We start from the raw sequence: 18975 nt of genomic DNA, 5'->3' as shown, positions 1-18975 counted from the left end.
TGACATGAATGTTGAAATGTTATATTATAACGTTTCATTCATTCTGCAAGATAATAATTTGCCATGTCAACACTTATCGCGGTAAATGATGTCTCAGTCGCTTTTGGTGCCAATACGGTACTGGAGGACATTTCATTTACATTATCCCCCGGAAAAATTATCACCCTTCTCGGGCCGAACGGTGCAGGAAAATCCACCATTGTCCGTGTGGTTCTCGGCCTTACCGAACCAACGTCCGGCACCGTCACCCGTACGCCGGGACTGACTGTCGGCTATGTCCCGCAGAAACTCTTTCTTGACCCGACAATGCCGCTGACGGTTGCCCGTTTTCTGCGTCTGAAGCGCGGTGTCAGCAAAGGCGAATGCCTCGCGGCACTTGATCGCGTCAATGCCGCCCACCTGACCGGAAAACCAATGCAACGGCTGTCCGGCGGGGAGATGCAGCGAGTGCTGCTGGCTCGCGCCCTGCTCGCCCGGCCGCAGTTGCTGGTGCTGGATGAGCCGACTCAGGGTGTGGATGTCAACGGCCAGGTCGCGCTGTATGACCTGATTACCCGGCTGCGCGATGAACTGAACTGCGCGGTCCTGATGGTTTCTCACGATCTGCATCTGGTGATGGCAAAAACCGATACCGTGTTGTGTATCAACCGCCATATCTGCTGTTCCGGTGAGCCGGATGTGGTCGCCGCCCATCCTGAGTTTACCGCCATGTTCGGTACCCGCGCCGCGACACAGATCGGCGTGTACCGCCATCATCATAATCACAGCCATGAAAACGGCAGCGCAGTGTTATCCCCTTCTGCGCCCTGCTGCGGGAATCACTCCCCGGCAGATACCTCTGTAAAATCCGCTCCGGAGTGCCGCCATGATTGAATTACTGTTACCGGGCTGGCTCGCCGGGATACTACTGGCGATCGCCGCCGGCCCGCTCGGCTCCTTTGTGGTCTGGCGGCGGATGTCCTATTTCGGTGATACGCTGGCGCATGCGTCACTGCTCGGGGTCGCCTTTGGTCTGCTGCTGAATGTCAGTCCGTTTTATGCTGTGATTGCCGTGACGCTGATTCTGGCTATGCTGCTGGTCTGGCTGGAGCGTCGTCCGCAACTGGCGGTGGATACCCTGCTGGGCATTATGGCGCACAGTGCGTTGTCTCTCGGTCTGGTGGTGGTCAGCCTGATGTCGAATGTGCGGGTGGATCTGATGGCTTACCTGTTCGGTGATCTGCTGTCAGTGACCTATGACGATTTGCTGCCGATTGCCGTGGGTGTGACTATCGTGACCGGTTTGCTGATGTGGCAGTGGCGCAATCTGCTTTCTCTGACCATCAGCCCGGAGCTGGCGTTTGTTGATGGTATCAACCCGGGCAGACTGCGGATGATGCTGATGCTGGTCACCGCACTGACCATCGGCCTTGCCATGAAATTTGTCGGCGCGCTGATTATCACATCACTGCTGATTATTCCTGCCGCCGCTGCCCGCCGTTTTGCACGGACACCGGAGCAGATGGCAGTCGGTGCGGTTGTCACCGGAATGATTTCCATCACCGGCGGATTAGCCTTCTCTGCTTTTTATGACACCCCTGCGGGACCGTCCGTCGTGCTGTGTGCCGCCTGCTGCTTTATTCTCAGCCTGCTGGTGAAACCACATAATTAATTATCTGCACAGCAAAAAGCCCTGTTTTTTCAGGGCTTTTTACTTTCTGCTAAACTGCATTATTACGCTGTTTCTGATTTTGTCCGCACTTTCGGTTTCACCGGATTCACACTCAGCACCAGTTTGTCGAGAAATGTGATCAGTTTTTCATTCATTTCACTGTAACTGTGTCTGCGGATCGCACTTGGTGTATCAACAAAACGGAATCCGGAGGCCGATTTCAGATCATTTTCGCCGTTGAGGATCAGATACTCCACCACATCACGGGTCAGCTCCATATGGCACTGGAAGCCGTAAACGCGTTTGGTGTATTCAATAATCTGACGCGGACAACCGGCACTGAAAGCGATAATCTGCGCACCTTCAGTTAATCCCGGCATATCGTAATGCCAGTGGCCCACACCCAGCGAGTCGCCGAAATGAGAAAACAGCTGGCTGCGTTTCCCGGCGTTGGTCATGTGGATGGTAAATTTACCGAACTCTTTCTCCGGCGATTGTGTATACGGCGCGCCTAATGCCTCACCGATAAGCTGTGCGCCGAGGCAGACCCCGATGACAACTTTATTTGAATTGATGGCGTTGGCGATAAACGCCTGCTCTTTTTTGGAATCAAAATAAGCGCACTGTGCAGTGGTGGTTTCCGGGTTTTGCGGCCCGCCCATGACAATCAGAAAATCAATTTCACTGATGCTGTCAGGTAACTTGTCACCTTCATACAGACGGGTGAACGTGACATCGTAATTGTTCTTCCTTGCCCAATACTCGTAAGCGCCGGGTGCTTCAAAATAGTCATGAATGATAAAATGAACACGCATAATCAGTTCCTTTTCCCTTTAACGAAATCCTCTTTTTACATTACAGGGTTCAGACAATGCATACCAATTTTTAAATGTCGAAAAACAACCAATTACAGGGAAATCCTCCCGGATTATTTCCCAAAAAGCCATTTAATTATCACATGAACAAAAGGGTAAACATATTAGGTTTACCCTCAGGTCTGAGGTCCGGGTTTTTAATCGTTTCCGCTGTGATCAATACCAAAGTGGCGATAGGCATGTGCGGTGGCAAGGCGTCCGCGCGGAGTCCGCTGAATAAAGCCCTGCTGGATTAAGAAAGGCTCGATGACATCCTCAATGGTTTCCCGCTCTTCGCCGATAGCCGCCGCCAGGTTATCCAGCCCGACCGGGCCGCCCATAAATTTATCAATAATGGTGACCAGCAACTTGCGATCCAGATAATCAAACCCGGCGGAATCCACATTCAGCATATCCAGAGCCTGACCGGCAATCAGCCCGTCAATACCGCCGTCACCTTTCACCTGGGCAAAATCCCGCACGCGGCGCAGAAGGCGGTTGGTGATACGTGGTGTGCCGCGTGAACGCATGGCAATCTGGCGGGCACCGTCATCCGAAATATCCAGCCCCATATAACGGGCACTGCGGCTGACAATATGCTGTAAATCGTCCGTATTATAAAATTCCAGCCGCTGCACGATCCCGAAACGGTCACGCAGTGGTGATGTCAGGGAACCTGCACGGGTGGTGGCACCGATCAGGGTAAACGGCGGCAGGTCGATTTTAATGGAGCGGGCAGCCGGCCCTTCCCCGATCATGATATCCAGCTGGTAATCTTCCATTGCCGGATAGAGAATTTCTTCCACCACCGGGGACAGGCGGTGAATTTCATCGATAAATAACACATCGTGGGGTTCGAGGTTGGTCAGCATCGCCGCCAGATCACCGGCTTTTTCCAGCACCGGACCGGAGGTAGTGCGCAGATTAACCCCCATTTCATTGGCGACAATATTTGCCAGCGTGGTTTTCCCGAGCCCAGGCGGGCCGAAAATCAGCAGATGATCGAGGGCATCCCCGCGCTGACGGGCAGCCTCGATAAAGATTTCCATCTGTGAACAGACCTGCGGCTGACCCACATATTCCGCCAGTAATTTCGGCCGGATAGCGCGATCCACCACCTCATCATCCGGCAGCGTTTCCGCCGTAATCAGTCTGTCAGCTTCAATCATGACCTGTCACCCCGTTGTGTCATCATCGTTTTTATTATTACAGCGCGGCGCGCAGTGCTTCGCGGATCAGTGTTTCGCTGTCTGAACCGGCTTTGGATACCTTCGCTATCATCCGGCTGGCTTCCTGCGGTTTATAGCCGAGGGAAATCAGTGCCTCAATGGCTTCAGATTCCGCCTCTGCCTGGCTGTTGCCTGCCTGCTGACTGGCCGGAAGCGACATTTCCGTATCACGGAACAGGTCACCGTTAAGCCCTTTGAAACGATCTTTCATTTCCACCACCAGACGTTCGGCGGTTTTCTTGCCGACACCCGGCAGTTTAATTAACTGTGCTACAGCACCCTGCTCAACCGCCGCCACAAACTGCTGTGCAGACATACCGGAGAGGATCGCCAGTGCCAGTTTCGGCCCGACGCCGTTCACTTTGATTAATTCACGGAACAGCGCGCGTTCCTGTTTATCATTAAAACCGTACAGTAACTGTGCATCTTCCCGCACAATAAACTGCGTGAACAGAATAGCTTCCTGACCGGCATCCGGCAGTTCATAGAAACAGGTCATCGGCATATGGACTTCATAGCCCACACCGTTGGTTTCCAGTAATACGACAGGCGGCTGTTTTTCCAGCACAATACCTCTTAAGCGACCGATCACGCGTGTCTCCTTTATGATTGCGGCAGAGCCTGTTTATAGCATAAAAAAAGCTGGACGTATATCCAGCCATCAGAAAATCACGGGTATCTGCGACACCGGTTACTCTTTCAGTCGTCCGCGTGCCATCACCAGACGCGGCTGCCCCATCTGCACCAGATTCTGGTTAAAATGACAGTGGGTGATCGCAATCGCCAGTGCATCTGCCGCATCCGCCTGCGGTGCAGCTGACAGTTTCAGGATCGAGCGCACCATATGCTGAACCTGGGCTTTTTCCGCCGCCCCGGTGCCGGTGACGGTTTGTTTCACCTGACGCGCCGCATATTCAAATACCGGCAGATTATTATTCACCGCCGCCAGAATCGCCACACCACGGGCCTGTCCCAGCTTCAGGGCAGAATCAGCATTTTTGGCCATAAAGACCTGTTCGATAGCAAAACCATCCGGCTGATACTGGGTGATGATTTCACTGACACCGGCGTAAATTTTACCCAGACGGGACGGAAGATCATCCACCTGTGTGCGGATACAGCCGCTGCCGATATACAGCAGACGCCGTCCCTGCTGGCGGATAACACCATATCCGGTCACCCGCGAGCCGGGATCAATACCGAGAATAATTGCCATAGGAGGACCGTATTGTCACAACAGGAAAAAAGCACGAAAACAGAGGGATGCGCACAACAGCGCATCCTCTGCGGAGTGAGTGACGGAAATTACAGCAGTGCTGCAACTTCGTCTGAGATATCGCCGTTGTGGTAGACTTCCTGCACATCGTCAGAGTCTTCCAGCATATCGATAAGGCGCATCAGTTTTGGTGCGGTTTCCGCATCCAGATCCGCTTTGGTGGACGGGATCATCGATACTTCGGCAGATTCAGCGTTGAAACCGGCTGCATCCATCGCGTCTTTGACATCACCCAGAATTTCCCAGGCGGTGTAAACGTCGATAGCGCCGTCGTCAAAGGTTTCAACGTCATCAGCACCGGCTTCCAGCGCTGCATCCATCACCGCATCTTCATCCAGACCCGGTGCATAGGAAATGATACCTTTGCGGGTAAACAGATAGGCTACGGAGCCATCAGTTCCCAGGTTGCCGCCGGTTTTAGTGAACGCGTGGCGTACATCCGAAACCGTACGTTTACGGTTATCCGTCAGGCACTCCACCATCACAGCAGTGCCGCCCGGGCCGTAACCTTCGTATACGATGGATTCCATGTTATCGTTTTCATCATTACCCGCCCCGCGTGCAATCGCACGGTTCAGGGTATCGCGGGTCATGTTGTTTGATAACGCTTTATCCACTGCCGCACGCAGACGTGGGTTAGATGCAGGATCAGGACCACCAATGCGCGACGCCGTGACTAATTCACGAATGATTTTCGTGAAAATTTTACCGCGCTTCGCATCTTGCGCGGCCTTGCGGTGTTTGGTGTTGGCCCATTTACTATGACCTGCCATTCTCTAATCTCCAGATTAAGTCTTACGACGTTCATTCATTTAAATCCGCTGTCACTGCGGAAGAACACACTGACGAACGAATTCTTCAATTGCTTCCCCGTTACTGGGTGAGATAGTTTTTACGGCTGCATCCGCTGCCGGTAACCATTCATACGCCAGATGCTCCGTTAAGGGAACCGCCTTCGGCGCGGGTAAGCATAACACAAACCAGTGTTCCGTATTGTGCGTCACGTCCGGTGCATACCGGTGACGGAAATGCGGAAAAATGGTATAGCGGACGGTGCGCTGACAATCCGTCAGCCGCAATCCTTCCGCAAGAATATCAATACCGGTTTCTTCTTTTACTTCCCGCAATGCGGCATCACGGGGAGTCTCTCCCGGTTCCAGACTGCCGGTGACGGACTGCCAGAAAGCAGGATCGTCACGGCGCTGTAACATCAGAACACGCCCCGTTTCCTGCTCACAGATAACCACCAGCACAGATTCAGGGCGTTTAAAAGCCATCAGATTCAGTCACTCTCTTTTTGAGTTACTGTGATCGCCAACTCTTTCAGGGCATCATCATTCGCGAAGCTCGGTGCGTCTGTCATCAGACAGGCGGCCGCCGTGGTTTTCGGGAACGCGATAACGTCACGGATGTTTTCAGTACCGGTCAGCAGCATCACCAGACGGTCGAGACCAAAGGCCAGACCGGCATGCGGTGGTGTGCCGTATTGTAACGCATCGAGCAGGAAGCCGAATTTGCGGCGCTGTTCTTCCGGGGTGATCCCGAGGATACCGAATACGGTCTGCTGCATTTCGTTACGGTGGATACGGACAGAGCCGCCACCCACTTCGTAGCCGTTGATAACCATATCGTAGGCATTGGCGATCGCCTCTTCCGGCGCGTTTTTCAACTCTTCCGGTGACATGTCACGCGGTGAGGTGAACGGATGGTGCATCGCGGTCAGGCCGCCTTCGCCGTCATCCTCAAACATCGGGAAGTCGATCACCCACAGCGGACGCCAGCTGTTCAGGTCGGTCAGATTCAGGTCACGACCGGTTTTCAGACGCAGCGCGCCCATTGCATCGGTTACGGTGCCTTTCGCGCCCGCGCCGAAGAAAATGATGTCGCCGGTCTGCGCATCGGTACGTTCCAGAATCGCTTCAACGGTTTCTGCGGTCAGGAATTTGGCGACCGGAGACTGAACACCCTCAATACCCACAGAGCGATCGTTCACTTTCATCCACGCCAGGCCTTTCGCGCCATAGATGCCGACAAATTTGCCATATTCATCAATCTGTTTGCGGGTCATTTCCGCGCCGCCGGTGACACACAGTGCCACAACACGGCCTTTCGGATCATTTGCCGCATCAGCAAACACAGAGAATTCAGAATTTTTCACCAGATCGGCGATATCAGTCAGTTCCAGCGGGTTACGTAAATCCGGCTTATCAGAACCGAAGCGGCGCATCGCTTCCGCAAATGTCATCACCGGGAAATCGCCCAGTTCAACATTGATGATTTCATTCCACAGTGAGCGGATCATGCGTTCCATGGTCGCACGGACGTGGTCCGCGGTCATGAAGGAAGTTTCCACATCGATCTGGGTGAATTCCGGCTGACGGTCAGCACGTAAATCTTCATCACGGAAACATTTGACAATCTGATAGTAACGGTCAAAACCGGACATCATCAGAAGCTGTTTGAACAGCTGCGGAGACTGCGGCAGTGCGTAGAATTTGCCTTTGTGGACACGGCTCGGCACCAGGTAGTCACGGGCACCTTCCGGTGTGGCTTTGGTCAGCATCGGGGTTTCGATATCGAGGAACCCTTCGGTATCCATAAAGCGGCGGACAAACCCGGTGATGCGCGCACGGGTTTTCAGGCGGTTCGCCATTTCGCTGCGGCGCAGGTCGAGATAGCGGTATTTCAGACGCATCTCTTCGGTGTTTTCGTGGTTGCTGTCGAGCGGTAACGGCTCGGAGCGGTTAAAAATGGTCAGGCCATCTGCATGCACTTCCACACTGCCGGTCGCCATCTCTTTATTAATTTGATTTTCTGGTCGCGCGCGGACAGTTCCGGTAATCTGAATACAGAATTCATTCCGTAATTCAGAGGCTTTGGCAAATGCTTCTTTTTGGTCGGGATCGAAGAAAACCTGAACGATGCCTTCACGGTCACGCATATCGATAAAAATCAAACCCCCGAGATCACGACGACGGTTTACCCAACCACTAAGGGTTACTTTTTGATCGATGTGAGCACTGTTGAGCTGCCCACAATAATTAGTACGCATACGATATCCTTTTGTCCGCTATTGTGCGTTTCTGCAAAATTTTGGCATGGTTCTTTATGAAGAAATGTCAAAAAGGCGATCATTATAGTGGAAAATTCCTGATGAGATAAGAGCAAACCACACATCTGCCGCAGAGAATTTAGCCACTAATTGATAATTTTCAAATAATTCAGTATGCATTAATATTAAAGATTGTGTTACCTGCTGCTTTGAGGTTTATCATTGTTTTGCTGTTTCAATTGGCCATGGAGTAAAAAATGGTTAGTTCCCTTTATATTGTACTGGGTGCGCTGTTAATCATTAAACTATCACTCGATGTGATTAAACTGCGGACACTTTACCGCGTCGCTTATGGTGACGGCGGTTTTTACGAGTTACAGACGGCGATTCGTGTGCAGGGCAATGCGGTTGAGTATATTCCCGTTGCACTCCTGCTGTTACTGGTGATGGAGCAGAACGGTGCCCAGGTGTGGATGCTGCATGTCTGCGGGATCATTCTGATTGCCGGCCGGCTGTTTCACTCTTACGGATTAAAACACCGCGAGAACCGCTGGCGGCGTACCGGGATGGCGGCCACCTTCACTGCTATGATCCTGATGGTACTGGCGAATATCTGGTATCTGCCGTGGCAGCAGATTTTTTCACCGTACATGTAACCGCTCACGCCGGGACATAACACTTTCTGCGCCGGGTCACCTCTGTTAGAATGCGCGCATCTTTTTGTATTGCAGACCTGTGTTATGTCCAAAGAAATTCCGAATCTGCCGCAGGATACTCTGTTCGCGGCACCGATTGCCCGTCTTGGTGACTGGACGTTTGATGAGAAAGTCGCGGATGTGTTTCCCGATATGATCAAACGCTCAATTCCGGGCTACTCCAATATTATTGCTATGATCGGCATGCTGGCCGGTCGTTTTGTCACGCCCGGCAGTCAGGTTTATGATCTCGGGTGTTCCCGTGCCGCCGCCACCCTGTCTATCCGCCCGAATATCGCAGATAAACCCGGCTGCCGGATTATCGCCGTGGATAATTCCGCGCCGATGGTGGAACACGCCCGCCGCCATGTGGAAAGTTTTAAATCCCCGGTACCGGTTGAAGTCACCGAAGGCGATATCCGCCATATCAAAATTGAAAATGCCTCAATGGTGGTTCTCAATTTTACCCTGCAATTCCTGGCCCCGGATGACCGCGCCGCACTGCTGAAAAAAATCTATCAGGGTCTGCTGCCGGGCGGTGTGCTGGTGTTATCGGAAAAATTCAGTTTTGAGGATGCGCAGATCGGCGATTTGCTGTTCAGTATGCACCACGATTTCAAACGCGCCAACGGCTACAGCGAGCTGGAAATCAGCCAGAAACGCACCATGCTGGAAGATGTCATGCTGACCGACAGCGTGGAAACGCACAAATCACGGCTGAAAACGGCCGGGTTTGAACATTGCGAAGTCTGGTTCCAGTGTTTTAACTTCGGGTCATTACTGGCAGTGAAAGAGAATAACCATGATTGATTTCGGCAATTTTTATCAGTTAATTGCAAAAAATGAGCGCCTGAGCCACTGGCTGGAAACACTGCCCGCGCAGATTGCAAAATGGCATAAAGAGTCTCTGCACGGCTACTATCCGGGCTGGGTAAAGACCATTGAAAACCTGCCGGACATGACACCGGACTTTCTCGATCTGAAAACCGGTGTCACCGCACAGCGCACGCAGCCGCTGACTGACGGGGAAACCCGCCGTATTAACAACATTCTGCGCAACCTGATGCCGTGGCGCAAAGGCCCGTTCTCGCTCTACGGCGTGGAGATTGATACCGAATGGCGTTCCGATCTGAAATGGGATCGCGTTCTGCCGCATCTTTCCCCGCTTGCCGGGCGCACCATTCTGGATGTCGGCTGCGGCAGCGGTTATCACATGTGGCGTATGGCCGGTGAAGGCGCGGAACTGGTGGTCGGTGTCGATCCGACCCAGCTTTTCCTCTGCCAGTTTGAAGCCGTGCGCAAGCTGCTCGGCAATGACCAGCGCGTGCACCTGCTGCCGCTGGGTATTCAGGAGCTGCCTGCACTTCAGGCGTTTGATACCGTGTTCTCCATGGGGGTGCTTTATCACCGCCGCTCCCCGCTCGACCACCTCTGGCAGCTGAAAGATCAGCTGGTGTCCGGCGGCGAACTGGTACTGGAAAGTATTGTTGTCGACGGTGATGAACATCAGTGCCTGATCCCGGGCGAACGCTACGCGCAGATGAGTAACGTTTACTTTATTCCGTCAGCAAAAATGCTGGCTGTCTGGCTGGAAAAATGCGGGTTCACTAATATCCGTATAGCAGATGAGTCTGTCACTACCACGGATGAGCAGCGCCGTACGGAGTGGATGATCAATGAATCCCTCGCCGATTTCCTCAATCCGGATGATCCGTCACTGACCGTTGAAGGCTATCCGGCACCGCGCCGTGCGGTTCTGATTGCGGAAAAGCCGTAACCCTGCATGCAGATACATCCGTATCGGTTTTGATACGGATGTACTGACCATCATATCAGTGCACTACCATACTGTGCAGATCCAGAACGCCTTTCATAGCCTCAACCGTTTCCCCGTCCACACAGGTATGGGAAAACTCATCGGCTTCACTGTCACTGCTCATCGCGACCCCGACTTTGCGGTAACGCATGGTGGATGGCTTGGTTTTGGATGCTGAGCTGTGTACTTCCTGAAGGCCGATATCCAGAAACTTCTGAATATTCGCCAGCCGCACACCGGCACCAGCCATAATCACCGGCCCCCTGCTGGCTTCCTGTAACTCTTTCAGCAGCGGCAGCCCCAGTTCCGCACTCAGCTGCTGCCCGGATGTCAGAATACGGCTCACCCCCAGGTCAGTCAGCTGCTGTAATGCCAGCATCGGGCTGGCACACATATCAAAGGCTCTGTGGAAAGTGACCGCCATATCGCCTGACAGTTTGCACAGCATCTTCATCCTGGGCAGATCAACATGCCCGTCTTCATCCAGAATACCGGTGACCACCCCGGGAAACCCCAGGTCGCGGATTTTGGCGATATCATTCTTCATGACCGCAAATTCCGAGGCTGTATAGCAAAAGTCGCCGCTGCGCGGACGGAGGATCGGGTGAACCGGGATCCGCAGCCGGTCGATAGTTTGTTTCAGCATACCCCAGCTCGGGGTCAGCCCGCCCTCTGACGGCGCGGCACACAGTTCAATCCGGTCAGCGCCGGCTTTTTCCGCAGTGAGGGCACATTCCACGCTGTAACAACAAATTTCCAGTTTCGCCATTGATTAGCCTCATCACTTAATTTCGCAGGTAAATATCTCTTGTAAACGATTCAGTCATCCTGATATACACTATTACATGTAATTTAGATTAATGAATTGTTAAATATCACAAGATGCGAAATATCCGGCCTGTTCGCACAGGGAAATGTCAGAATTGCTGGTTACCGCTCACTTTCGACAATTTCCTGCAAGGTAAACGGATGAAACTTAATGGTGATATTTTCCCGGCTGACCGCCAGTGTCGGGTTCGGCAACCGCTCCTGTCCGCCGCGCGGATGGCTGGCTTTTGTGGCCACCCCGTCCGGTAACGGTGACGGCAGCAGTGCGGCAGCCCGTTCAGTCAGGGTCAGCGGATCGCCCGGCAGCACCAGTTCGATATGTTCCCAGCCCTGGTGTGCATACTGTTTGCCTTTCGGGAACGGCAGTTCCAGCACCGGGATCTGCCAGTGCAGGAGTGCCAGCGGTTCATGCAGTAAAAACAGATAAATCGGGCGGCCGTTAATCTGATTCTCCGATAACACGGTACCGCATTCGCGGAATCCGGCCAGCCACTGTTCCGCCAGTGCCGTATCGTGAGCCCGCAGTGAGATGTGATCCGCCTGATACTGCGTGAGATCGAGCTGCAAATCCGCCGCAAACTGCTGTATTTTTCCGGCAAACACCGGCAGCTCTGCCATCAGACCGGTAAGGGATGCTGTCTGTGTGCTGTTTTTCATTATGATCCCCTGTGAGAATTCATCCGCAAAGGCGCAGATAGTAGCATGAGCCCCTGTTTTTGTGGTATAAAACCAGCCAAATTTCACGTCAACATCCCGCCCGGACGAGCCCGCTCCTCCGCCGCTGTTTCCGGGGTGTCATTTTGTTCTTTAAATTAAGGTAAATCGGTGAATATTCAGGCAATTCTTTCAGATAAGATCCAACAGGCTCTTATCAGCGCAGGGGCACCACTTGATTGTGATGCTATCGTTAAGCAGTCCGCCAAAGCGCAGTTTGGTGATTACCAGGCCAATGGTGTGATGGCTGCCGCGAAAAAAATGGGTATGCCGCCCCGACAGCTCGCTGAGAAAGTGATTGAACTGCTGGATCTTGACGGAATTGCGGAAAAAACGGAAATCGCCGGTCCCGGTTTTATCAATATTTTCCTGTCTCCGGCCTGGCTGACCGCTCAGCTGGAAACCGCGCTGGCTGACGACAAGCTGGGCCTGACCCCGGTTGAGCCGATGACCATTGCCATCGACTACTCCGCCCCGAACGTGGCCAAACAGATGCACGTAGGCCACCTGCGTTCCACCATCATCGGTGATGCGGCAGCACGTACCCAGGAATATCTGGGTCATCACGTGATCCGCTGTAACCACGTTGGTGACTGGGGTACACAGTTCGGCATGCTTATCGCGTATCTCGAAAAAATGCAGAATGAAGATGCCGGGGATATGGCACTGGCCGACCTGGAAGCCTTCTACCGCGAAGCGAAAAAGCATTACGATGAAGATGAAGTGTTTGCTGAGCGTGCGCGCGGTTATGTGGTCAAATTACAGGGCGGTGATGAATACTGCCGTACCATGTGGCGCAAGCTGGTGGATATCACCATGCAGCAGAATCAGGAAACCTATAACCGTCTGAACGTCACCCTGACCGAAGATGATGTCATGGGTGAAAGTCTGTACAACGACATGCTGCCGGGCATTGTCAGCGACCTGATGAACCGCGGTATTGCCGAAGAAAGCGAAGGCGCAATCGTCGTTTATCTTGATGAATTCAAGAATAAAGAAGGCGAACCGATGGGGGTTATTATCCGCAAGAAAGATGGCGGATATCTCTACACCACCACCGATATTGCCTGTGCGAAATACCGCCATGACGTACTGCACGCTGACCGCGTTCTCTATTACATTGACTCCCGTCAGCATCAGCATCTGATGCAGGCGTGGACGATTGTCCGTAAAGCCGGTTATATCCCGGAGAGCATGACACTGGAACATCACATGTTCGGTATGATGCTCGGCAAAGACGGCAAACCGTTCAAAACCCGCGCAGGCGGCACTATCCGCCTGTCCGATCTGCTGGATGAAGCGGTTGAACGCGCGGAGAAACTGATCCGTGAGAAAAACAGCGACATGCCGGAAGATGAGCTGAAACAGCTTGCGGAAGTGGTCGGTATCGGTGCGGTGAAATACGCGGATCTGTCAAAAAGCCGTACCACCGACTATATCTTCGACTGGGACAACATGCTGGCCTTTGAAGGTAACACCGCCCCGTATATGCAGTATGCCTACACCCGTGTGGCATCCGTCTTCAAACGCGCGGATATTGATGCGGACAGCCTGACACAACCTATTATCCTGACCGACGACCGCGAGCGCCAGTTAGCCGCCCGTCTGTTACAGTTTGAAGAGACCATTACTGCTGTGGCCCGTGAAGGTCTGCCGCATATGATGTGCAGCTACCTGTACGACCTGGCAGGTCTGTTCTCCGGTTTCTACGAGCATTGCCCGATTCTGGCAGCGGAAAGCGAAGAACTGCGTCAGAGCCGCCTGAAACTGGCACTGCTGACACAGAAAACCCTGAAAGCCGGTCTGGATACCCTGGGTATCGGTACTGTCGAGAAAATGTAATCCCGCCGTTACCGGCGATTATTTCTGCAAAAAAGGAACCATCCGGTTCCTTTTTTATTGCCTTCTGACTCTGTTACAACAAGACCCGGCACCCAGCTGCCTGTAATTTTTCTGCCACCGGCGGAATGACGGAGAAATTATTCCAGCGCAGATCCAGTTTGCGCAGCTGTGTTAATGCTGCCAGGCTGTCCGGCAGTGTACTCAGCTGATTCGCACGCAGATCCAGATATAACAGAGATGATTATTATAAGCACTGATAACCTGCCGGGTATACGGCGGCGTGATAAATGCATCAATTGACGTATACCCGCCATTATCCAGGTTCAGTTCAGCATCAGAAACAGTGTGTTGGTGCAGCATAAACATGCTCCGGTGTCCGCAGTAACAGTCAGAATTGTTGTCATAATAGCACTGTTATCCGCTGCCCTGCCTGACATTCTTTCCGGTGGCAGTTTGATATCCCTGATATGAAATAACCAATGCTATGCTCTCCCGGTGAATAACAGGAGGGATTATGGCAGAGAATAAGATCTGTTTTTCTGATGTGAAAATGGCAGGGAATATGGAAATAATCACTGCTGCGGATAAATCCGTATATGGTTTTACCGGTGATAATGAGACAGATAACAGCGAATTATTAACCGCATTACTCTGACGGGACTGTTATCAGCCCCGTCAGTATTATATGAAAACGACTTATAAACTGCGCTGTGCAAAGTCCCGCAGGCGGAAACCAAGTGCATACAGTGCGGCAAAATAGGCACCGGCACCGGCAATTACCACCCCCATCAGGCGCAGCATGCGCATCAGCATATTACCCTGTGACCATTCCGGCATCAGGTACATCATACCCACCAGTACTGCCGCCATAAACAGCATTGCGACCACCAGTTTGAGGAAGAATTTTCCCCAGCCCGGCAGCGGTGTGAAGATATTCTGTTTGCGCAGTTGCCAGTAGAGCAGCGAGGCGTTGAAACAGGCCGCGATACCAATCGACAGTGCCAGACCGGCATGTTTAAACGGCCCGATAAAGGCCAGGTTCATCAGTTGTGTCAGGATCAGGGTAGCAATCGCGATTTTAACCGGTGTTTTGATGTTCTGGCGGGAATAGAATCCCGGTGCCAGTACTTTAATCACAATCATTCCCATCAGACCAACGCAGTAGGCAATCAGCGCCTGCTGTGTCATCAGGGCATCAAAGGCGGTGAAATTTTTGTACTGGAACAGGCTGACTGTCAGCGCTTCCGCCAGAATCGCGAGCGCTACCGCACACGGCAAAGCCAACAGAAAGCAGAGACGCAATCCCCAGTCCATCAGTTTGCGGTATTCGGTGGTATCCCCTTTGGAGAAACTTTTTGCCAGTGACGGCAGCAGGATCGTCCCCAGCGCCACCCCGAGCACACCGGACGGCAGTTCCATCAGGCGGTCAGCGTAATACATCCAGGAAACCGAGCCGGACACCAGGAATGAGGCAAAAATCGTGTTGATAATCAGTGAAATCTGGCTGACCGAAACCCCGAGGATCGCCGGGCCCATCAGTTTCATCACCCGCCAGACACCGCTGTTACGGAAAGAAACTCTCGGCAGCACCAGCATGCCGATTTTTTTCAGGTGCGGCAGCTGATAGGCAATCTGTAATACCCCGCCCGCCAGTACGGCCCACGCCAGCGCCATAATCGGCGGATTAAAATACGGTGCGGCAAACAGTGCAAAGCCGATCATACTGACATTCAGTAGTGTCGGTGCAAACGCCGGGACGGAGAAACGGTTCCAGGTATTGAGGATCCCCCCCGCCAGTGAGACGATAGAGATCAGAAAAATATACGGAAAGGTGACTTTCAGCAGATTGGCGGTCAGCGTGAATTTATCCGGGTCATCGGTAAAACCCGGTGCGGTGACATAGATAATCCACGGTGCAGCCAGCATCCCGAGTACGGTGACCACCGCCAGAATCAATGTCAGCATCCCGGAGACATAGGCGATAAAGGTGCGGGTGGCTTCCTCGCCCTGCTGGGTTTTGTATTCCGATAAAATCGGTACAAAGGCCTGGGAGAATGCCCCTTCGGCAAAAATACGCCGCAGCAGGTTCGGCAGTTTAAAGGCGACAAAGAAGGCATCGGCCGCCATCGATGCCCCGAAAATCCGGGCGATGATGGCATCACGGATAAAACCGAGTACACGCGAGAACATCGTCATTGAGCTGACGGCGGCGAGAGATTTCAATAAATTCATGCTGAATGTGCTGGTCAGATAACAAAGGCGGAAATAGTATCACGATAATGCGGGCGGAACAGAAAAACCCGCTGTTATCGTGGCTTAACCCAGTCCGGGGTGGTCAGTGCGGTCAGAACATGGTCACGCCACCGGCCGTTAATCATCAGATACTCTTTTGCGTAACCCTCTTTTTCAAACCCGAGCCGGGTGAGGAGTTGTCCGCTGCGCTGATTATGCGGCATATAGTTTGCCATAATGCGGTGCATGCCCTGCTGACGCTGCATATAGCGCAGTGTCGGCTCCAGGGCTTCCTGCATATAATGCTGCCCCTGCCATTTTTCACCCAGCGAATAGCCGAGAAAACAGGCGTAAAACACGCCGCGGATGACATTACTGTAGTTCGCCACCCCCATCACCTCATTTTCAGCCGGATCCAGCAGCAGAAAATGGAACGCGGTACCCTGCCGGTGCATATCCGTCATCAGCTGTAAGCGGGATGACCAGCCGGAAGGATGATAGTGACTGCGGTCGCGGAGAGGCTCCCAGGGTTTCAGAAATGCTTCATTTTCACAGTAATATTCACTGATGCGGTACGCGTCCCGCTCATGCGCCAGCCGGACCACCATTCTGTCCGTGTTAAAACGCAGCTGCGGCGTATTCGCGCGGTAGCCGAACAACATAATTCCTCTCTCAGAAGGCCGTAGTCAGAGTGTGCTTAACCACGTTCCGTCGATAAAAAAATATCATCCTGAATTCTCTGTTATCAGACACTGAATAAGCAGAGAATAGAAGGTGTAATCATCTCCCTTTTTTCTATTCCTTTCAATATTTAATGTGGTGCTGAATGTCACTTGTCAGACAAGCCCGGACGCTGGGTAAGTACTGGTTGCTGGTGGATAACCTGCTGGTTGTTCTCGGCTTCTTTGTGGTCTTCCCGCTGATCTCCATCCGCTTTGTTGAGCAACTCGGCTGGGCGGGGATTGTGGTCGGGTTTGCCCTGGGGCTGCGCCAGCTTGTCCAGCAGGGGCTGGGGATATTCGGCGGTGCGATTGCTGACCGCTTCGGCGCCAAACCGATGATCGTCATCGGCATGTTTCTCCGCGCAGGCGGTTTTGCCCTGATGGCAATGGCGGATGAACCGTGGATCCTCTGGCTTTCCTGTATTCTCTCGGCTGTCGGCGGCACCCTGTTTGATCCGCCGCGCACCGCGCTGGTGATCAAACTGACCCGCCCGTATGAACGCGGCCGTTTCTATTCCCTGCTGCTGATGCAGGACAGCGCCGGGGCGGTACTCGGGGCACTGCTCGGCAGCTGGCTGCTGATTTATGATTTTCATCTGGTCTGCTGGGTGGGCGCGGCAATCTTTATTATTACCGCCTTGTGCAATGCGTGGCTGCTGCCCGCTTACCGCATTTCCACCACCCGTACCCCGATAAAAGAAGGGCTGACCCGCGTACTGCGCGACAAACGGTTCTCCCGCTATGTACTGACACTGACCGGTTACTTTATCCTCTCCGTGCAGGTGATGCTGATGTTTCCGATTATCGTCAACGAACTGGCGGGCACACCGGCGGCGGTGAAATGGATGTATGCCATCGAAGCGGCGTTATCACTGACTCTGCTCTATCCGCTGGCACGCTGGAGTGAAAAACACTTCCGGCTGGAAACCCGCCTGATGGCCGGGTTATTCCTGATGAGCCTGAGTATGTTCCCGGTCACCCTGACGCATTCACTGCATGTATTATTCGCGATTATCTGTTTGTTCTATTTAGGTTCGGTAATTGCCGAACCGGCACGGGAAACCCTCAGTGCGTCACTGGCGGATCCGCGCGCACGCGGCAGTTACATGGGATTCAGCCGTCTCGGGCTGGCATTCGGCGGCGCCATCGGTTATACCGGCGGCGGCTGGCTGTATGATTTGGGTAAAGAAATGCAATTACCTGAACTTCCCTGGTTTTTACTCGGTACAATCGGGCTGATGACACTGATAGCACTTTACCGCCAGTTTAACCCGAAGAAGATAAGCCCTGCCGTATTAAATTGATCCGGATATTTTGGATTTGCCGCAGCACAGGTTAGTATCGGGTGGTATACAACAGGAGATACCGATGAGATTATTCTTTTTTACCGCGGCACTGGTCGCAGCAACGGTTTTAACAGGCTGTGATAAATTAACCGAAATCAGTGTCAGTGAAGAGACCATTAACAGTGCGGTGGCAGAGAATATCCGTCTGAACAAACAGATTGGTATGGATGGTGTGGCAGATGCGGATTTTACCCTGGAAAAACTGCTCACCGAAATCGGACGTGAAGAACCGGGCAAAGTAAAACTAACAGCTATCGGCTCGCTGAAGCTGGTTTCGCTGTTCGGATCCCGGGATTTTACCATTTCAATGACGCTCAGTGCCGCGCCGTATTTTGACGCCGCCACCGGGTCAATCTATATGCGGGATATTGAAATCACCAATTATACGCTGGACCCGGACAAATGGGACACCCTGATTTCCGCACTTATCCCTTATCTCAACCACACACTGAGCACCTTTTTCAATATCACCCCGGTATATGTGCTGAATGGCGATAATACCGCCGAGGCAGCAGCGAAGAAATTTGCCAAGGGTATTGAAATCCGTCCGGGCCGGATAGTCATTCCGTTAACCGACTAATTTCGATTAAATTTTTTAATTGTGCCAGTAAATTATTAACTATCTAAATTATGATGCCGTTTCTTCACTATTCCGCAGGAAACGGTATCACCTTCCCGTTTTGTAAAAGAATATGACGAAAATTCAAGGCATACGAAA

The 18975-nt window shown here is 52.7% G+C and carries 22 protein-coding genes; 9 read left to right on the top strand and 13 right to left on the bottom strand.

What is annotated here, in order from left to right:
- The first annotated feature begins 63 nt into the window (after window positions 1–63).
- The gene (znuC, locus tag N7387_RS12785; protein ID WP_279799407.1) at window positions 64–873 is read left to right on the top strand and encodes a zinc ABC transporter ATP-binding protein ZnuC; all 810 of its coding nucleotides are present in this window, start codon (window positions 64–66) and stop codon (window positions 871–873) included.
- Window positions 866–1651: a zinc ABC transporter permease subunit ZnuB gene (gene znuB, locus N7387_RS12780; protein WP_262861898.1), complete on the top strand. Its 786-nt coding sequence runs from the start codon at window positions 866–868 to the stop codon at window positions 1649–1651. The genes znuC and znuB overlap by 8 nt, the downstream gene beginning before the upstream one ends.
- 62 nt (window positions 1652–1713) lie before the next feature.
- Here the strand turns inward: znuB and N7387_RS12775 are convergent, their stop codons facing one another.
- The 7 genes from N7387_RS12775 to aspS all read right to left on the bottom strand — a co-directional run bounded on the left by N7387_RS12775 (window position 1714) and on the right by aspS (window position 8062).
- The gene (locus N7387_RS12775; RefSeq protein WP_262882924.1) at window positions 1714–2466 is read right to left on the bottom strand and encodes a glutamine amidotransferase; all 753 of its coding nucleotides are present in this window, start codon (window positions 2464–2466) and stop codon (window positions 1714–1716) included.
- A 197-nt stretch (window positions 2467–2663) separates the two neighbouring features.
- Entirely contained in the window at window positions 2664–3674 is a 1011-nt protein-coding gene (gene ruvB, locus N7387_RS12770) for a Holliday junction branch migration DNA helicase RuvB (protein WP_004237292.1), read from the bottom strand.
- 37 nt (window positions 3675–3711) lie between these two features.
- Complete coding sequence (gene ruvA / locus N7387_RS12765) at window positions 3712–4326, bottom strand: Holliday junction branch migration protein RuvA (RefSeq protein ID WP_279799397.1); 615 nt, start codon at window positions 4324–4326, stop codon at window positions 3712–3714.
- Window positions 4327–4425: 99 nt separating this feature from the next.
- Window positions 4426–4950, bottom strand: a complete 525-nt coding sequence (gene ruvC / locus N7387_RS12760; protein ID WP_262859876.1) for a crossover junction endodeoxyribonuclease RuvC — start codon at window positions 4948–4950, stop codon at window positions 4426–4428.
- A gap of 89 nt (window positions 4951–5039) precedes the next feature.
- Window positions 5040–5783, bottom strand: a complete 744-nt coding sequence (locus N7387_RS12755; protein ID WP_025154188.1) for a YebC/PmpR family DNA-binding transcriptional regulator — start codon at window positions 5781–5783, stop codon at window positions 5040–5042.
- A 51-nt stretch (window positions 5784–5834) separates the two neighbouring features.
- Entirely contained in the window at window positions 5835–6287 is a 453-nt protein-coding gene (gene nudB, locus N7387_RS12750) for a dihydroneopterin triphosphate diphosphatase (RefSeq protein ID WP_025154187.1), read from the bottom strand.
- Window positions 6288–6292: 5 nt separating this feature from the next.
- Complete coding sequence (gene aspS / locus N7387_RS12745; RefSeq protein ID WP_279799393.1) at window positions 6293–8062, bottom strand: aspartate--tRNA ligase; 1770 nt, start codon at window positions 8060–8062, stop codon at window positions 6293–6295.
- Window positions 8063–8319: 257 nt separating this feature from the next.
- Here aspS and N7387_RS12740 point away from each other — a divergent pair, with 257 nt between their 5' ends.
- The 3 genes from N7387_RS12740 to cmoB all read left to right on the top strand — a co-directional run bounded on the left by N7387_RS12740 (window position 8320) and on the right by cmoB (window position 10534).
- Window positions 8320–8718 (top strand): MAPEG family protein, encoded by a 399-nt coding sequence (locus N7387_RS12740; protein ID WP_262859878.1) that lies wholly within the window; start codon window positions 8320–8322, stop codon window positions 8716–8718.
- A gap of 84 nt (window positions 8719–8802) precedes the next feature.
- Window positions 8803–9567: a carboxy-S-adenosyl-L-methionine synthase CmoA gene (gene cmoA, locus N7387_RS12735; RefSeq protein ID WP_279799390.1), complete on the top strand. Its 765-nt coding sequence runs from the start codon at window positions 8803–8805 to the stop codon at window positions 9565–9567.
- Window positions 9560–10534 carry a tRNA 5-methoxyuridine(34)/uridine 5-oxyacetic acid(34) synthase CmoB gene (gene cmoB, locus N7387_RS12730; protein ID WP_279799388.1) on the top strand — a complete coding sequence of 325 codons (975 nt, stop codon included), beginning with the start codon at window positions 9560–9562 and terminating at the stop codon, window positions 10532–10534. The genes cmoA and cmoB overlap by 8 nt, the downstream gene beginning before the upstream one ends.
- A 55-nt stretch (window positions 10535–10589) precedes the next feature.
- On the opposite strand, the gene cutC is transcribed toward cmoB, so the two are convergent.
- A complete protein-coding gene (cutC, locus tag N7387_RS12725) occupies window positions 10590–11342 on the bottom strand; it encodes a copper homeostasis protein CutC (protein ID WP_262859881.1) in 753 nt (250 codons plus the stop codon).
- A gap of 161 nt (window positions 11343–11503) precedes the next feature.
- Window positions 11504–12058, bottom strand: a complete 555-nt coding sequence (locus tag N7387_RS12720) for a VOC family protein (RefSeq protein ID WP_279799386.1) — start codon at window positions 12056–12058, stop codon at window positions 11504–11506.
- Between the two features lie 168 nt (window positions 12059–12226).
- Here N7387_RS12720 and argS point away from each other — a divergent pair, with 168 nt between their 5' ends.
- Window positions 12227–13957 carry an arginine--tRNA ligase gene (gene argS, locus N7387_RS12715; RefSeq protein WP_279799384.1) on the top strand — a complete coding sequence of 577 codons (1731 nt, stop codon included), beginning with the start codon at window positions 12227–12229 and terminating at the stop codon, window positions 13955–13957.
- 73 nt (window positions 13958–14030) lie between these two features.
- Here argS and N7387_RS12710 read toward each other — a convergent pair whose 3' ends face one another.
- Together N7387_RS12710 and N7387_RS12705 are read right to left on the bottom strand one after the other, a co-directional pair.
- A complete protein-coding gene (locus N7387_RS12710) occupies window positions 14031–14153 on the bottom strand; it encodes a hypothetical protein (protein WP_262882933.1) in 123 nt (40 codons plus the stop codon).
- Window positions 14154–14158: 5 nt separating this feature from the next.
- Window positions 14159–14317: a hypothetical protein gene (locus N7387_RS12705; protein WP_279799382.1), complete on the bottom strand. Its 159-nt coding sequence runs from the start codon at window positions 14315–14317 to the stop codon at window positions 14159–14161.
- A gap of 154 nt (window positions 14318–14471) precedes the next feature.
- Here N7387_RS12705 and N7387_RS12700 point away from each other — a divergent pair, with 154 nt between their 5' ends.
- Window positions 14472–14612: a hypothetical protein gene (locus N7387_RS12700; RefSeq protein ID WP_262859884.1), complete on the top strand. Its 141-nt coding sequence runs from the start codon at window positions 14472–14474 to the stop codon at window positions 14610–14612.
- A gap of 41 nt (window positions 14613–14653) precedes the next feature.
- Here the strand turns inward: N7387_RS12700 and murJ are convergent, their stop codons facing one another.
- Window positions 14654–16189: a murein biosynthesis integral membrane protein MurJ gene (gene murJ, locus N7387_RS12695; RefSeq protein WP_279799380.1), complete on the bottom strand. Its 1536-nt coding sequence runs from the start codon at window positions 16187–16189 to the stop codon at window positions 14654–14656.
- A 74-nt stretch (window positions 16190–16263) separates the two neighbouring features.
- Window positions 16264–16848 carry a ribosomal protein S5-alanine N-acetyltransferase gene (gene rimJ, locus N7387_RS12690; RefSeq protein ID WP_279799440.1) on the bottom strand — a complete coding sequence of 195 codons (585 nt, stop codon included), beginning with the start codon at window positions 16846–16848 and terminating at the stop codon, window positions 16264–16266.
- Window positions 16849–17015: 167 nt separating this feature from the next.
- Here rimJ and mdtH point away from each other — a divergent pair, with 167 nt between their 5' ends.
- Window positions 17016–18215: a multidrug efflux MFS transporter MdtH gene (mdtH, locus tag N7387_RS12685; protein WP_279799378.1), complete on the top strand. Its 1200-nt coding sequence runs from the start codon at window positions 17016–17018 to the stop codon at window positions 18213–18215.
- Between the two features lie 64 nt (window positions 18216–18279).
- Window positions 18280–18837, top strand: coding sequence for a lipoprotein (locus N7387_RS12680; RefSeq protein WP_279799376.1), 558 nt, complete (start codon window positions 18280–18282; stop codon window positions 18835–18837).
- Window positions 18838–18975 lie beyond the last annotated feature (138 nt).

Source organism: Morganella sp. GD04133 (genome assembly GCF_029835375.1).
Classification (GTDB): domain Bacteria; phylum Pseudomonadota; class Gammaproteobacteria; order Enterobacterales; family Enterobacteriaceae; genus Morganella; species Morganella morganii_B.
This window is presented reverse-complemented; position numbering and strand designations above follow the sequence as displayed.